Here is a 15,411-nt window from a genome sequence, read left to right as displayed (position 1 = left end):
CATCACCCACCCTTCCACCCGCAGCCTTTCGCCGACACGGGAGATCGTGATGCAGCTTCCCACGCCTCGGGGTCCCCTTACCGCCGCGCTCTTCGAACGGCTGAGGCGTCCGCCCCACCCCTTCGACCCACCGTCGGCACCGGCCGAAACTCCCGCCATCGCCGACGAGGATCTCCAGCTGGCGCTCTTCACCTGCTACGAGCTGCACTACCGGGGCTTCGAGGAGGTGGACGAGGAGTGGGAATGGGAACCGTCGCTGCTGGCGATGAGGAAGGTGCTGGAGCGACGGTTGGAAAACGGTCTCGCACGAGCCGTACCCCGCCCGCCGTACCCACCGGACTTGTCCGTGCGACGTGCCCTGGCCGAACTGGTGACCGCCGACGACGGCCCCTCCCTGTCGGCCTTCCTCGCCCGGCGAGCCGATCTGGAGCAGTTCCGCGAGTTCGTCGCGCACCGGTCGATCTACCACCTCAAGGAGGCCGATCCGCACACCTGGGCGATCCCCCGGCTGGACGGCCGCCCCAAGGCGGCGCTGGTGGAGATCCAGGCGGACGAGTACGGCGGCGGGCGCGTCGAGAAGATGCATTCCGAGCTGTTTCGAGCCACCATGCGCGGGCTGGGCCTGGACGACTCCTACGGCGCCTACCTCGACCGGGTCCCGGCGATCACGCTGGCGATCTCCAACACCATGTCGTTCTTCGGTCTTCACCGGCGCCACCTCGGGGCGCTGCTCGGTCACCTGGCGGCGTTCGAGATGACCTCCTCGGCCCCCAACCGCCGCTACTCCACCGGACTGCGCAGGCTGGGCGGCGACGAGGCCGCGAGGCGCTTCTACGACGAGCACGTACAGGCGGACGCCGTCCACGAGCAGATCGCCGCGCACGACATGTGCGGCGGCTTCGTCCGCGAGCACCCCTCGCGGGCCGGCGACGTCCTGTACGGAGCGGCCTGCGCCCTCACCCTCGATCGGCTCTTCGCCGAGCACGTCATGGATCACTGGCGGTGCGGTGCCTCCTCACTGCGCGAGACGAACGTGATGGCGGAGAGCCGCTGACGAACCCCGACAAGGCCCCCGACAGGGAGACGGACCTCGACATGGACCTCGACGCGGCCCCCGACACAGCCCCCGACACGGACCCGGGCATGGACCCCTACAAGGACTACGGCGTGGACCCCGGCATGGATCCGGGCATGGACTACGTGCTGCCGCTGCGCTGGAGTGACGACGCCGGTCTTGAGGAGCTCACCGCCTACCTGCGCCGGCTGCGCCCGCTCGTCCGCGTCATCGTCGTCGACGGCTCACCCGCCGCGCTGTTCGCCCGGCACGCCGCCCGCTGGGAGGGCCTCGCGCTGCACGTACGGCCCGACGGTGACCTCGACTTCGCGAACGGCAAGGTCAACGGGGTGATCACCGGACTGCGCCTGGCCCGCGCGGAACACGTGGTCATCGCCGACGACGACGTCCGCTACGGCGAGGGCGAACTGGTCAGGGTCGACGCCCTGCTGAGGAACGCCGAGCTGGTACGCCCGCAGAACCACTTCGATCCGATGCCCTGGCACGCCCGCTGGGACACCGCCCGCACCCTGCTCAACCGCGGTTTCGGCGCCGACTATCCCGGCACGTTCGGGGTGCGCCGCTCGACCTTCCTCGCGATGGGCGGCTACGACGGGGACGTCCTGTTCGAAAACCTTGAGCTGATCCGCACCGTCCGCGCCCACGGAGGCCGGGAGGATCGCCCGCTCGATCTCTACGTTCGCCGCCTGCCGCCCGATCCGCACCATTTCTGGTCCCAGCGGGTTCGCCAGGCCTACGACGACCTCGCGCAACCGGCCCGGATGGCGTTCTTTCTCGCCGTCGCACCCGCTCTCGCCGTCGCGCTGCTACGACGGCGCCCCGGACCGGCCCTGGCCGGGGCCGGGCTGGCGGTGGGCCTGGCCGAGATCGGTCGTCGCCGCGCGGGCGGGCCACAGGTCTTTCCCTTCACCGCCGCGCTGTTCGCCCCGGTATGGCTGCTGGAACGGGCCGTCTGCAGCTGGCTCGCCCTCGCGACCCGATTTCTGCGCGGCGGCGTCTTCTACGCCGGACGCCGGATACCGGCCGCCGCCCACCCACCCCGCCTGCTCAGAAGGCGCGCTCGGACGCGTGCTCAGAGGCGCGCTCGGACACCTGCTCAGACGTGTGCTCAGACTCAGACGTCTGCTCAGGCCGCCGCGTCCGGCTCGCTCGCGGCCCGGAAACCGGCCCGCTTGTGCGAGCCGTCACAGAACGGCTTGGAAGCGGACAGGCCACAACGGCACAGCGCCACCGTCACCCGGCCGGGATCGATGACGGCCCCGTCCTGAGTGAGCAGGGTGAACGGCCCTCGGATCAGCAGTGGCCCGTCCTCACAGGAGGTCACTGTGACCGAATCATCCATTTTTGAGCGCATATCGCCCCTGTGCCCACCGCGCCCCGGAGAAAACACCGGTTCCGCGCCCTGACGGACCGTCCCCGGCTCCATCGATTTACCAGCCCATTGCTCAGCAGACCGTACACATACCGCTCGCGGCCCCGTCAGCGGGAGACGTAGCAGTAGTTCGAACTGTTCTTGAAGCGGTGGACGGCCTTCGGCTCGTCGAACCGCCACCGGCAGCCGGCGTCACGTTTGGCCTGGGTCAGATACATGGTCCGGTCTCCCTTCCGCATGACGCAGTACGCCCCCGGCGTGGGAGTTTTCCGGTATTCCACCCACTCCCAGCCGATCGTCCTGCAGTATTCGGTGAAATGGCCGGGACCGAGTTCGACGAGCCGCGTCGGTTCGGGCGACGAGCGTCCGGGGCGCGAGTCTCCGCTCGAAGGTTCGGTGCCGACGGAGGGTTCGCGGGAGGGCTGGGGCACCGCCGGTTTCGTCGCGGGGCGGCTGCTCGCGACGGGATCGGACACCGATGATGTGGGAACCGCCTCCGGAGAGACGGTCCCCACACCGATGGAGGCCCAGATGGGGCCCGCGACGTCCCTCGGCGTTCCTGTCCCACCGCTCGTTTCCGCCTCCCCGATCGTTCCTGTCCCACCGCTCGTTTCCGCCTCCCCGATCGTTCCTGTCCCACCGCTCGTTTCCGCCTCCCCGATCGTTCCTGTCCCACCGGTCGGCGCCGACGAGGTCCGCGGCCCGCCGGCCACCGGCACGGTCGAGTCCCCGACAGGCACCAGAGCGACGAAGGCCCCGGCGACTCCCACGACGACCACGGCGGCGGCTACCGCGAGGACCTTCGTACGTCTCTTCCCGCGCCTTTTGAGCGTGTCCGGGTCCGTGGCGGCGCCCATGACGCCGGAAGCATCCGCTCCACCCGGCGAACCCGCCACTCCGCCCGGCAAATCCACTACTCCGCCCGGCGAACTCACCGCTCCGCCCCCGCTCGGGAGACTCGACTCCCTATCCCTGGCCGGCGAGCCACCTCCGCCGTTCCCGCCCGGCGAACCGGGCGTCCCATCTCGGACCGGTGATCGCGAAGCGCCGTCTCCCGTGGGGGCGTCCGGTCGGTCGACGGCGGAGGTCTCCCGTGAGTCGACGGGAGCGGCCCCGTTTCCGCGCACCAGCCGATCGAGGATCTGCTGCGCCGTGGGCCTTCGGCCGGGGTCCTTGGCGAGGCACGCGGCGAGCAGGTCCCGCAGCGGTGTCTCGATCCCGTCGAGGTCGGGATCGAGGTTCACGATCCTGTTGATGATCACGGGGATGGCGTCGTCGCCGAACGGCGGACGGCCCGTCGCCGCGAAGGCGATGGTGGAGGCCCAGGCGAACACGTCCAGGGCGAGGCCGGGCCGACCGGCGCTCAGTTGCTCGGGTGCCATGTAGGCGGGCGTTCCCACGACCCTGCTGGTCACCGCACCGGTCACCGCGAGGTCCCGGGCGATGCCGAAGTCGATGACCCGGGGCCCGTCCGGGCCGATCAGCACGTTCTGCGGCTTGAAATCCCTATGGACGATTCCGGCGTCGTGCAGGGCGACCAGTGCGGTGGCCGTACCGATGGCCAGGCGTTCCAGGGCGCTGCCCGAGCGCGGCCCCTCCTCGGTCACCACCTCCTGGAGCGAACGGCCAGGGACGTACTCGCTCACGATGTACGGGTGGTTTCCCCAGATGCCGAAATCCAGCACCTGTGCCGTACAAAAACGGGCGACCCGTTTCGCGACTTTCAGCTCACGTTCGAAGTCATCACGGACGGCGCTGTCCCTGCCGAGCCGGATATGGAAGAGCTTTATGGCCACAGGAGTGCCGGAATCCGCCTTACCCAGATAGACGACGCCCTGCCCGCCCTCCCCGATCCTCCGGACAATGCGATAGGCACTGATTCGTGAAGGTTCTCCGGACCCCATGGGTTGATCGTCCTTCATGGCACCCTCTCCCCGGATATGAACTGTTCGACGCGGATGTCGGCCGCGACAGCACCGATCGGCGAACTGCCGGCCAGACCACACCCCGGAGACGGCGAGGGTGAGCACGTCCACGGCCGGGCTCGCACGGATCGAGGCCGATGCGAGTTCGTCCGGCGCGTCAGGAAACATGCCCGAATCCCGAGTTTCGGCCTCAATTCACCCGCACGGATCCATAACTCGAGTCATCATAGGATCAACATTATGCGCGTACAACATTTTCAACATATCGCCGCACTGTTGACATGGCATCTCATATAAATCCATCGGCCATGCGACCGTAAGCACCATGAGGAATTCCCCGAATAGAGAATGACATCCCGTGGGGGACGGCATGGTCGCACCGCCTCCGTCCACCCGGCGGAGATTCGCGAAACCGCACGGCCAGGCTCGGACACCGTGGTCCGCATTCGCCCGGCGTATAGGCCTTCACCTCGCACGAGACGGCCGCGCTCTCGGCCTCTCCGACATCTCCGGCAGTCCCGGCATCCCCTGACCGGTGCCACCGGCATCCGGACAATGTCAACGGTGTTCTCGACAAGCACCGTTGACATCGCGGTCCGTGTGGCACCGGCCTTCAGGACGGTCGCCTCACCGTCGCGCCCGAAGCCGACCGGGCCCTGACGTCCGATCAGTGGCCGATCGCTAGCCGATCGCCTTCTCCAACTGGGCCTTCGTCATCTTCGAACGCCCCTTGACGTTGCGGCGCTTGGCCTCGGCGTACAGCTGGTCCCGCGTCCGGCCACCCGCACCCGAGTGCGAGCGCAGCCCGCCGCGCCGGGAGGAGGAGATGTCCTGGGTCGAGGTACGGCTCGCGGTCCGCGACTCACCGGCCCTCGCCCGCTCCTTGTTCACCGTGCGGGCCGCGATCTCGGTCGCCCGCTTCTCGCTCTCGCCGCGCTCGCGTGCGCTCTCCTTGATGTGCTTGTACTGTCGTTCCCGCTTGGGACTCGATCCCCGAGGCATGACGATCCCCTTTCCTTGATCCTTTCGTCGTTCGTGCCCTTGTCCGGTCCGTGCCCCAACGCCTTCCGGACATGCGGGCACCGGCCGAATTCGGCTCGCCACCACCGCTGGACCTTCCGGGCACGAGGAGCCGGACTGCGTCCGCTGATCGGCGCACCCGCCGCCGGACCCCCGGATCACGAAGCGGGTGTCGACAAACAAGCCGATTGAGTTATATGTCAGCTTTTGTGGTGGTTTGACGCTGGTCGGGGTAGGGGAGCAGCAGGAAAGATGACCGACGGCACCACCGGCCGGGAGGAGGGTCATGAGGAAACCGCCGAACGCCCGGCTGATCGTCTCCTGCATCGCTTTCATCATCCTGCTGGCGCTCACCCTCGGGGCCGGGATCTCCCAGAGGTGGCCGCTCTTCCTGGCGGGCATCGCGCTGACCGCGCTGGCCGCCGCCTACGCGCTGGTCACCGGGGAGTGGCTGGCGACCCTGCGCAGGGGCGGCCCCACCAGGTCCGGACCTCGGCGCCGCTGAGCCCCGACGGCCATCTGCCGACAGGAGGGCACGGATCTCACGGGAACGCCGGGACGACCGGCCGACCTGGAGCAGACCGACGGGGTGGCGAAAGGCGAGGTGAGAGCGGTCGTTCGGCCGCCTGTATCCCAACCAAGGGGGGATGACCGATGACTTCGACGACTGTTGCCGACTATGTGCTGGAACGCCTGCGCGAGTGGGGGGTCCAGAGGATTTTCGGCTATCCGGGCGACGGCATCAACGGCCTGCTCGCCGCGTGGGGGCGGGCCGGGGACCGACCGGTGTTCGTCCAGGCGCGGCACGAGGAGATGAGCGCGTTCGAGGCGGTCGGCTATGCCAAGTTCGGCAGGCGCCTCGGGGTCTGCGCGGCGACCTCGGGGCCGGGCGCGATCCACCTGCTCAACGGCCTCTACGACGCCAAGCTCGACCACGTCCCGGTGCTCGCGATCGTCGGCCAGACCAACCGCAGCGCGATGGGCGGCTCCTACCAGCAGGAGGTCGATCTCCTCTCGCTCTACAAGGACGTGGCCGGCGAGTACGTGCAGATGGTCACCGTGCCCGAGCAACTGCCGAACGTGCTGGACCGGGCGATCCGCGTGGCACTGGCCGAGCGGGCCCCGACCGCGATCATCCTGCCCGCCGACGTACAGGAACTCGAGTACACCCCGCCGGGCCACGAGTTCAAGATGGTGCCCTCCAGCCTGGGCATCGACTGGCCGAAGATCTTTCCGGACGACGCGGCGCTCCACTACGCCGCCGACCTGCTCAACGCCGGTGAGAGAGTCGCGATCCTGGCCGGTTCCGGCGCTCGAAGTGCCCGCGCGGAGCTCATGGAGGTCGCCGAACTGCTGGGGGCGGGCGTGGCCAAGGCACTGCTGGGCAAGGACGTGCTCTCGGACGAACTGCCGTACGTGACCGGCTCCATCGGGCTGCTGGGCACCCGGCCGAGCTACGAGATGATGAAGGGCTGCGACACGCTGCTCACCGTCGGCTCCAGCTTCCCCTACACCCAGTTCCTGCCGGACCTGGACCAGGCGCGGGCCGTGCAGATCGACATCGACCCCAAGCTGATCGGCATGCGCTACCCGTACGAGGTGAACCTGGTCGGCGACGCCGCGACCACCCTGCGGGCCCTCATCCCGCTGCTGAAACCCAAACAGGACCGCTCCTGGCGCGAGAGCATCGAGGCCGACGTCGAGCGGTGGTGGGAGACCATGCGGATGGAGGCGATGGTCGAGGCCAAGCCGGTCAATCCGATGCGCCTGTTCCACGAGCTGTCCCCGCTGCTGCCCGCCGACGCGATCGTCACCGCCGACTCCGGCTCGGCCGCCAACTGGTACGCCCGCAACCTGCGCTTCCGCGACGGCGTGCGTGGTTCGCTGTCGGGCACGCTGGCCACCATGGGGCCGGGCGTACCGTACGGGATCGGCGCCAAGTTCGCCCACCCGGACCGCCCGGTGATCGTGTTCGCCGGTGACGGGGCGATGCAGATGAACGGCCTGGCCGAGCTGATCACCGTCAAGCACTACTGGCGCGACTGGTCCGACCCGCGGCTGATCGTCGCGGTGCTGCACAACAACGACCTCAACCAGGTCACCTGGGAGATGCGCGCCATGCAGGGTTCGCCCAAGTTCCCCCAGTCGCAGACCCTGCCGGACGTGGACTACGCCGCCTTCGCCGCGAGCCTGGGCATGGGGGCGTTCACCGTCGACAGCCCCGAACAGGTCGCGCCGGCCTGGGAACGTGCGCTGGGTGCCGACCGGCCCGTCCTCCTGGACGTGTACGTCGATCCTGACGTGCCTCCGATCCCGCCGCACGCGACCTTCGAGCAGATGAAGGACTCCGCCGAGGCGCTTCTGCGGGGTGACGAGAACCGTTGGGGCGTCCTGCGGGAGGGGATCAGGACCAAGATGCAGGAGTTCCTGCCGCACCGCGACGGCGGCGGGTGAGCGGCCTGTGACCGGCCCACTCGTCGATGCGGTCGAGGCGAGCGCCTACACCGTCCCGACGGACGCGCCCGAGGCCGACGGGACGCTGGCCTGGGACTCGACCACGATCGTGCTGGCGCGGGTGCGGGCCGGTGGCGGCACCGGACTTGGCTGGACGTACGGGCCGGCCGCCTGCGCCGCCGTGATCGGCGACCGGCTCGCCCCGGCGGTGCGGGGCCGCGCGGCGCTGGACATCACCGGCGCCTGGCAGGCCATGGTCCGCGCGGTGCGCAACGACGGCAGGCAGGGGGTGGCCGGGTACGCGCTCTCCGCCGTGGACGTGGCACTGTGGGACCTCAAGGCCCGCCTGCTGGACCTGCCACTGCACCGGCTCATCGGCGCGGCCCGCGAGGAGGTACCGGTCTACGGCAGCGGCGGCTTCACCACCTACGACGACGGCGCGCTCACCCGCCAGCTCGCCCACTGGACCCAGGAACGGCGAATCCCCCGCGTGAAGATCAAGATCGGGGAGTCCTGGGGCGCGAACCCGGGTCGCGACCTGGAGCGGATGCGCCTGTCCAGGAAGATCGTGGGTGCGGACGTCGAGCTGTTCGTGGACGCCAACGGCGGCTACACCGTCAAGCAGGCCGTCCGGGTGATGGGGGAGGCGGCCGGGCTGGATGTGCGCTGGCTGGAGGAGCCCGTCTCCTCCGACGACCTCGACGGGCTGCGCGAGGTCCGCGCCGCCGTGCCGCCCGAGGTCACCGCCGGGGAGTACGGCGGTGACCTCACCTATTTCCGGCGGATGTGCCAGGCGGGGGCGGTGGACTGCCTGCAGGCCGACGTGTCGCGCTGCGGCGGGATCAGCGAGTGGCTGCGGGTCGCCGCCGTCGCCGCCTCGTACGGCCTGCAGCTGTCCGGACACTGCGCGCCGCACCTGCACGCGCACGTCGCCGCGGCCGTTCCCAACCTGCGCCACCTGGAGTGGTTCCACGACCACGCGCGGATCGAGACGATGTTCTTCGACGGCGCCCTCGACCCGGACGACGGGCTGTTGCGGCTTCGCCGGGACGCGCCGGGACACGGGCTGAGCCTGCGCGACGCCGATGCCGAACCGTACCGGGTCGGCTGACGGCGTGCCGCCCGGCGGCCGACCAGGTATGGCTTTCAGCGGCGGTAAGGTCCGAGGGCACGCCCCGACCCCGGCGGAAACGAAAGAACTCCACGCCGGAAAATTACCTTTTTTCACCCTAATGTGAATTATGTCGGGTATGTAGCGACTCGTGTCCCTTTATCGCAACCTCAGGGCCCGGGTGGACGGGGAGGTGCGATGCGACGAGGGGTCGCTCGCCGCCTACGCCCACGATTCCTCGAACTACCGCCAGACCCCGTCCGTGGTCGTGGTGCCCCGCACCGTGGAGGCCGGGGCCGAGGCCGTGCGCGTCTGCCACGAGCACCGGACGCCGGTGCACTCCCGGGGCGGGGGAACCAGCCTGGCCGGGCAGTGCTGCAACGAGGGCGTGGTAATCGACTGGTCGAAGTACTGCACGCGACTGCTGTCGGTGGACGGCGAGCGGGCCCTGGTCGAGCCCGGCATCTGCCTGGACGACCTCAACGCCGAACTCGCCGACCGGCACCTGATGGTCGGCCCCAAGCCCTCCACCCACGACACCTGCACCATCGGCGGGATGATCGGCAACAACTCGTGCGGCGCCTCGGCACAGGCGTACGGGAAGATGGCCGACTCGGTGATCCGGCTGGAGGTGCTCACCTACGACGGCCTGCGGATGTGGGTGGGGGAGACCTCCGAGGAGGAGTACGAGCGCATCCTCACGCTGGGTGGGCGTCGGGCGGAGATCTACCGGGCGATGCGAAGGCTGCGCGACGAGAACCTCGCGCTGATCCGGACCCGCTACCCGAAGATCCCGCGCCGCGTCTCGGGCTACAACCTGGACTCGCTGCTGCCGGAGAACGGCTTCAACGTGGCCCGCGCGCTGGTGGGCAGCGAGTCGACGCTGATCACGGTGCTGCACGCGGAGATCAGCCTCTTCCCGGTGCCCCGGTTCCAGTCGCTGGCGGTGCTGGGCTACCCCGACATCGCCACGGCGGGCGACGCGGTGCCGAAGATCGTGAAGCACCGGCCGCTGGCGCTGGAGGGGCTCGACCACGAACTGATGGACCTGGCCAGGGTCGAACACGTCGCCGGGCAGGAGGTACTGAACAGGCTGCCGGAAGGCTCGGGGTGGCTGATGGTGCGGTTCGGCGGCGACACCCGCGAGGAGGCCGACGAGCGGGCCAGGAGGCTGCTCGGCGAGGCCGCGGGCGCGCACACCACCTATCTGGACGACCCCGCGGAAGAGGAGCGGGTGTGGAGGATCCGCGAGGCCGGGCTGGGCGTGACCGCCTACCCGCCGGACAATCCCGACACCCACGAGGGCTGGGAGGACGCGGCCGTCCCGCCGGAGCGGCTCGGCGACTACCTGCGCGACTTCCAGGCGCTGCTGAACCGCTTCGGCTACCACAACTCCTCTCTCTACGGGCATTTCGGGCAGGGGTGTGTGCACACCCGGATACCGTTCGACCTGGACGACCCCGAGGGAGTGGCGAAATATCGCGGATTCGTGCAGGACGCCGCGCGCCTCGTCGCCTCCTACGGCGGATCGCTGTCCGGCGAGCACGGCGACGGGCAGTCACGGGGCGAGCTGCTGCCGATCATGTTCGGCCCCGAGGTCGTCGGACTGTTCGGTGTCTTCAAGCGGATCTGGGACCCGGAAGGGCGGATGAACCCCGGCAAGATCGTCGATCCGTACCGGCTGGACGAGAACCTCGACCACCTGGACTATCACCCCGCCGAGCCGAAGACGTACTTCGACTACCCGGACGACCACCACCGGTTCACCCACGCCGCCGCCCGCTGCGTCGGCGTCGGCAAGTGCCGCTCCGACTCCGGCGGGGTGATGTGCCCCAGCTACCGGGTCACCCGGGAGGAGCGGCACAGCACCCGGGGCCGGGCCCGCATCCTGATGGAGATGATGCGCGGCGAGACGGTCACCGGCGGCTGGCGCTCCAGGGCGGTGCACGACGCGCTCGACCTGTGTCTGTCCTGCAAGGGCTGCCGAGGTGAGTGCCCGGTGCACGTGGACATGGCCACCTACAAGGCCGAGTTCCTCTCCCATCACTACCGGGGACGGCCACGGCCGGTCGCGCACTACTCGATGGGCTGGCTGCCCCTGTGGGCCAGGATCGCCGCCCTCGCGCCCGGAGCGGTCAACGCGCTCACCCACACGCCCGGCCTGAGCGGGCTGGTCCGGCTCGCCGGAGGTGTCGACCGGCGTCGCGAACTGCCGCGCTTCGCCGCCGAGCGCTTCACCGACTGGTTCCGCGACCGGCCGCCACGAGATCTCGACGGGGGCGAGCCGGTCGTACTGTGGCCGGACACCTTCACCGACAACTTCCGTCCCGGCGCGGCCGTGGCGGCGACGCGCCTGCTGGAGGCGCACGGCTACCGGGTCGAGGTGCCGCCGGTGCCGCTGTGCTGCGGGCTCACCTGGATCTCCACCGGCCAGCTCGGCACCGCCAGGCGCGTGCTGCGTCGGACCGCGGCGGCGCTCGCCCCCCGGCTGCGGCGGGGGATGCGGGTCGTCGGGCTGGAGCCGAGTTGCGCCGCCGTCCTGCGCTCCGACGCGCCCGAACTGCTGCCCGGCGACCCGGACGTGGAGCTGCTCGGCCACCGGATCAGGTCGCTGTCGGAGATGCTGCTCGACCGGGCACAGGTCGCCCCGCCGCCGGGTACCGGAGTGCGCGCGCTCGCCCAGCCGCACTGCCACCAGCACGCCATCTGGGGCTTCGAGGCCGACACCAGGCTGCTGGAGCGCGTCGGGATCCAGGTCGAGGTGCTGGACGTGGGCTGCTGTGGGCTCGCGGGCAACTTCGGCTTCGAGCGCGGCCACCACGAGATCTCGACCGGCGTGGCCGAGCTGGGACTGTGGCCCGCCGTGCGGGCGGCGGACGAGGGGACCAGGATTCTCGCCGACGGCTTCTCCTGCCGTACCCAGATCGAGTCCGGCACCCACGCGAAACCGGTTCATCTGGCCGAACTCCTCGCCGAGGTGCTGTTGCGGTCGCCACCGGCCCCCGCGCACCGGCAGCAGGAACGGGTGCGCTCGGGCGCCCGCTGAACCGTCTCGCCGACCCCGGCCTCCCGTCGCGTATCCGACGGAGGGAAAGCGGGCCGTCAGCGCCCTGCCCCCCAGACAGGGGAGTCCGATTCCATGCGGCCCTGACACGCCGAGAAGGGAGGCCGACTCCATGACGAGCGAGGACACCGTGGGTTTCGCTCCGCAGGTGCTTCGGCAGTACGCCTTTCTCGCCGACGGGTACCGCGGTGCCCTCATCGGTCCGCGCGGGGACATCTGCTGGCTGTGCGTGCCGCGATGGGATTCCGACGCCGTGTTCACGAACCTGCTCGGCGGCCGCGGCGTGTACGCCGTCACACCCGTCGACGCGCGGTTCGTGTGGGGCGGGTTCTACGAGGACGGCTCGCTGATCTGGAACAGCCGGTGGGTGACCTCGCACGGCATCGTCGAGTGCCGCGAGGCCCTCGCCTTCCCCGCCGATCCGGAACGTGCCGTGCTGCTGCGCCGGATACGGGCCGTGGACGGCCCCGCCCGGGTGGCGGTGATCCTCGATCCGCGGGCGGGTTTCGGCAGGCGGTCCCTGCGCGAACCGCACCGCGAGTCGGGGGTCTGGACCGGGCGCACCGGCGACCTCCATCTGCGCTGGACGGGTGCCGAACACGCCGGCCAAGGAGCGGGGGGAGAGCTACGCGCCGACCTGCGGGTGCCCGAGGGAGGGCATCACGACCTCGTGCTGGAACTGGCCTGCCGGCCGTTCGACGTGGCGCCCGTCGATCCGGTGACGGCATGGCGCACCACCGAACAGTCGTGGCTCGTCACCGACCCCTCCCTGCGGGGGTACGTCGCCCACCGCGACGCCGTACACGCCCACACGGTGCTGCGGGGCATGACGACACCGGGCGGCGGCATGGTCGCCGCGGCCACCACCTCGTTGCCCGAGCGCGCCGAGGCCGGCCGCGACTACGACTACCGCTACACCTGGATCCGCGATCAGTGTTACGCGGGCCGCGCGGCGGCGGTCGCCGGTCTCGACGATCTGCTGGACGCGGCGGTCGCGTTCGTCACCGCACGGCTGCTCGCCGACGGCCCTCATCTGGCCCCCGCCTACACCACCGGCGGCGGCCGGGTGCCCGAGGAGCGCCCGCTGCCGTTCCTGCCCGGCTACCCGGGGTCGTCGGTCAGGGTGGGCAACCGGGTGACCGGGCAGTTCCAGCTGGACGCGTTCGGCGAGGCGCTGCTGCTCCTCGCCACCGCCGCGCGCCGGGATCGGCTGGACATCGACTCCTGGAACGCCCTGGAGAGCGCGCTCGACACCATCGCACGACGGTGGCGGGACCCGGACTCGGGAATCTGGGAGTTGCCCCCGCGGCAGTGGGTGCACTCCAAGCTGATCTGCGTCGCCGGGCTGAAGGCGGCGGCCGACGTCGCCCCGGCCAGGCAGGCCGCTCGCTGGAGCACTCTCGCCGATACCGTCCTGGCCCACACCGCACGGCACGGACTCCACCCGTCCGGCCGCTGGCAGCGCGCTTTCGACGATCGACGAGTGGACGCGGCCCTGCTCATCCCGGCCGTCCGCGGCGCCCTCGCACCGGATGACCCGCGGACCGTCGCCACGCGTGCGGCCGTACACACCGACCTCGAACGTGACGGTTACCTCTACCGCTTCCGGCAGGACGAGCGGCCTCTCGGCGAGGCGGAGGGCGCCTTCGTGATGTGCGGGCTGATGGCCGCGCTCGCCGCCTACCAGAGCGGAGACGAGGTCGAGGCGGTCCGCTGGTTCGAGCGCAACCGTGCCGCGTGCGGCTCACCGGGCCTGTACACCGAGGAGTACGACATCGGCCAGCGGCAGTCGCGCGGCAACCTGCCCCAGGCGTTCGTGCACGCACTGCTGCTGGAGTCGGCGGTGACACTCTCGGCGCGGGGAACCGGGCGAAGCGGTGCGCGTACCCTCCCGTGACGCGGCCGGCGTCACGACCTGCCGCTGTCGCGCAGTCCGGCCAGGCTCCAGGCGAGGGCGACCCCCGCGTCGGAGAGCGCGACATGGCGCCAGCGGTCGTCGACCACCCCGAGCGCCACGGCGGTGCCCGCGTGCACCAGGTCGATCACGGCGCCACCGGCGAGCACCGACCGGCTGGGGCGAAGGCCCGACCAGGCCGCCTGGCCCAGCTGTCTGGCCCCCAGCAGACGGGCGACGACCTTCGCCCCGCGACTCCTTCTCCCCCCGAGAACGCGGAGCACCTGCGAGGGCGCCAGCAGCAGTGCCAGCCCCCATGCCGCGCGCGTGACCTCGATCGCCCGCACCGGTGGCATCGACCGCTCCTCGAACGACCCGCGCCACCTCGTTCCCTTCGCCGTACGCCCGTGCGCCCACGCCAGAGCGCCCAGCCCCGCCGTCAGGGCCGAGGCCCCCGCGAGCAGTCCGTGATGCTGGGAGGCCCAGAGCTGAGGGCTGCGCGTTATCGCCCTGTGGTCGAAGGAGCCGTGCGCCCCCTCGTCGGTACCGGGTTCCTCGTCGGCCGGACGCCACAGATTGGGAGAGGTCCGGTGGGTCACCTCGGTGGTCTGCTGGGAGGCGTAACCCGTCCAGGCCAGGTATCGGTCCAGGAGGCCGGGGATCACCGCGTTGGCGAGGAGTGTCGCCGCGGTCGAGACACCCACCCAGTATTCGCGCCGCCGCGGGTGCTCCGCCGCGTACAGGATGGCGTCGGCCGGGATCTCGGGCTCGTAGATCGGCGGAACGGGCTGGGGATGGCCGGGCAGGCGCGACAGCACCCAGTCGAACTGCGGTGTGTTGACCGCCGGCATCTGCACCATGGTGACCCGTACACCGCTTTTGTCGTGCAGCAACTCGCAGCGCAGCGACTCGTTGAATCCCTGAATGGCGTGCTTGGCTCCGCAGTACACGCTCTGCAGCGGAATCCCCCGGTACGCCAGCGCCGAGCCGACCTGGACGACCACACCGTGATCGCGGGGAAGCATCCGCTTCAGCGCGGCGCGCGTGCCGTTGACGAAGCCGAGATAGGTGACCTCGGTCGCGCGGCGGAACTCCTCGGGTGTGATCTGCGTGAAGGGGGCGAACACCGACGCGAAGGCGACGTTCACCCACACGTCGATGGGGCCGAGTTCGTCCTCTGTCCGCTCCGCGGCGGCGTCGATCTGATCATGATCGGCGGTGTCGGCCTCGATGACCAGCGCCTTTCCGCCCGCCTCACGCACCTCACGCGCGGCCCCCTCCAGGCCGTCGGCACCTCGGGCGATCAGCGCCACCGCATCGCCCCGGGCGGCGAAACGGCGGGCGGTGGCCCTGCCGATACCCGCGCTGGCTCCGGTGATCACTACGACGCGTCGTCCATCTCGTGTTGTCATGGCTCGACTCCCATCGTGCAGAGTCGATTTACCCTGACAAAAACGACATAACACGCTAAAAGGATTAATGTTCTCGTGGTCGAC

At 70.3% G+C, this 15,411-nt stretch carries 10 protein-coding genes and 1 pseudogene; 7 read left to right on the top strand and 4 right to left on the bottom strand.

Annotation, left to right across the window (positions count from 1 at the left end):
• Positions 1–49: 49 nt before the first annotated feature.
• The gene (locus ACFY3V_RS22950) at positions 50–1,054 is read left to right on the top strand and encodes an iron-containing redox enzyme family protein (protein ID WP_389776024.1); all 1,005 of its coding nucleotides are present in this window, start codon (positions 50–52) and stop codon (positions 1,052–1,054) included.
• Between the two features lie 41 nt (positions 1,055–1,095).
• On the top strand, positions 1,096–2,343 hold the full coding sequence (locus ACFY3V_RS22945; RefSeq protein ID WP_389776021.1) for a glycosyltransferase: 1,248 nt from the start codon (positions 1,096–1,098) through the stop codon (positions 2,341–2,343).
• Here ACFY3V_RS22945 and ACFY3V_RS22940 read toward each other — a convergent pair.
• The 3 genes and pseudogenes from ACFY3V_RS22940 to ACFY3V_RS22930 all read right to left on the bottom strand — a co-directional run.
• Positions 2,307–2,417: pseudogene (locus ACFY3V_RS22940) on the bottom strand (hypothetical protein); the annotation flags it as partial. The gene ACFY3V_RS22945 and the pseudogene ACFY3V_RS22940 sit on opposite strands and share 37 nt — an antisense overlap.
• 137 nt (positions 2,418–2,554) lie before the next feature.
• Positions 2,555–4,351: a protein kinase gene (locus ACFY3V_RS22935; protein ID WP_389776248.1), complete on the bottom strand. Its 1,797-nt coding sequence runs from the start codon at positions 4,349–4,351 to the stop codon at positions 2,555–2,557.
• Positions 4,352–5,053: 702 nt separating this feature from the next.
• On the bottom strand, positions 5,054–5,374 hold the full coding sequence (locus tag ACFY3V_RS22930; RefSeq protein ID WP_362901988.1) for a plasmid stabilization protein: 321 nt from the start codon (positions 5,372–5,374) through the stop codon (positions 5,054–5,056).
• Positions 5,375–5,678: 304 nt separating this feature from the next.
• Here ACFY3V_RS22930 and ACFY3V_RS22925 point away from each other — a divergent pair, with 304 nt between their 5' ends.
• The 5 genes from ACFY3V_RS22925 to ACFY3V_RS22905 all read left to right on the top strand — a co-directional run bounded on the left by ACFY3V_RS22925 (position 5,679) and on the right by ACFY3V_RS22905 (position 13,918).
• On the top strand, positions 5,679–5,897 hold the full coding sequence (locus ACFY3V_RS22925) for a hypothetical protein (RefSeq protein WP_362901986.1): 219 nt from the start codon (positions 5,679–5,681) through the stop codon (positions 5,895–5,897).
• A 149-nt stretch (positions 5,898–6,046) separates the two neighbouring features.
• Positions 6,047–7,846, top strand: a complete 1,800-nt coding sequence (locus ACFY3V_RS22920) for a thiamine pyrophosphate-requiring protein (RefSeq protein ID WP_362901984.1) — start codon at positions 6,047–6,049, stop codon at positions 7,844–7,846.
• A 7-nt stretch (positions 7,847–7,853) separates the two neighbouring features.
• The gene (locus ACFY3V_RS22915) at positions 7,854–8,957 is read left to right on the top strand and encodes an enolase C-terminal domain-like protein (RefSeq protein WP_362901982.1); all 1,104 of its coding nucleotides are present in this window, start codon (positions 7,854–7,856) and stop codon (positions 8,955–8,957) included.
• Positions 8,958–9,108: 151 nt separating this feature from the next.
• On the top strand, positions 9,109–12,003 hold the full coding sequence (locus ACFY3V_RS22910; RefSeq protein ID WP_389776015.1) for an FAD-binding and (Fe-S)-binding domain-containing protein: 2,895 nt from the start codon (positions 9,109–9,111) through the stop codon (positions 12,001–12,003).
• 130 nt (positions 12,004–12,133) lie between these two features.
• Complete coding sequence (locus tag ACFY3V_RS22905; RefSeq protein WP_362901978.1) at positions 12,134–13,918, top strand: glycoside hydrolase family 15 protein; 1,785 nt, start codon at positions 12,134–12,136, stop codon at positions 13,916–13,918.
• 11 nt (positions 13,919–13,929) lie between these two features.
• Here ACFY3V_RS22905 and ACFY3V_RS22900 read toward each other — a convergent pair whose 3' ends face one another.
• Positions 13,930–15,327, bottom strand: a complete 1,398-nt coding sequence (locus tag ACFY3V_RS22900; protein ID WP_389776012.1) for an SDR family oxidoreductase — start codon at positions 15,325–15,327, stop codon at positions 13,930–13,932.
• Positions 15,328–15,411: the final 84 nt, after the last annotated feature.

It is taken from the genome of Streptosporangium sp. NPDC000095 (assembly GCF_042899335.1).
In the GTDB taxonomy this organism is placed as follows: Bacteria; Actinomycetota; Actinomycetes; order Streptosporangiales; family Streptosporangiaceae; genus Streptosporangium.
The sequence above is the reverse complement of the archived record's forward strand: the minus strand, read 5'-3'. Positions and strand labels throughout refer to the sequence as shown.

What these genes read in the sequence shown, in the direction of transcription:
- ACFY3V_RS22950 (WP_389776024.1), top strand. Translation starts at nt 50, where the DNA reads ATGCAGCTTCCCACGCCTCGGGGTCCCCTTACCGCCGCGCTCTTCGAA.
- ACFY3V_RS22945 (WP_389776021.1), top strand. Translation starts at nt 1,096, where the DNA reads ATGGACCTCGACGCGGCCCCCGACACAGCCCCCGACACGGACCCGGGC.
- ACFY3V_RS22935 (WP_389776248.1), bottom strand. Translation starts at nt 4,351, where the DNA reads ATGGGGTCCGGAGAACCTTCACGAATCAGTGCCTATCGCATTGTCCGG.
- ACFY3V_RS22930 (WP_362901988.1), bottom strand. Translation starts at nt 5,374, where the DNA reads ATGCCTCGGGGATCGAGTCCCAAGCGGGAACGACAGTACAAGCACATC.
- ACFY3V_RS22925 (WP_362901986.1), top strand. Translation starts at nt 5,679, where the DNA reads ATGAGGAAACCGCCGAACGCCCGGCTGATCGTCTCCTGCATCGCTTTC.
- ACFY3V_RS22920 (WP_362901984.1), top strand. Translation starts at nt 6,047, where the DNA reads ATGACTTCGACGACTGTTGCCGACTATGTGCTGGAACGCCTGCGCGAG.
- ACFY3V_RS22905 (WP_362901978.1), top strand. Translation starts at nt 12,134, where the DNA reads ATGACGAGCGAGGACACCGTGGGTTTCGCTCCGCAGGTGCTTCGGCAG.
- ACFY3V_RS22900 (WP_389776012.1), bottom strand. Translation starts at nt 15,327, where the DNA reads ATGACAACACGAGATGGACGACGCGTCGTAGTGATCACCGGAGCCAGC.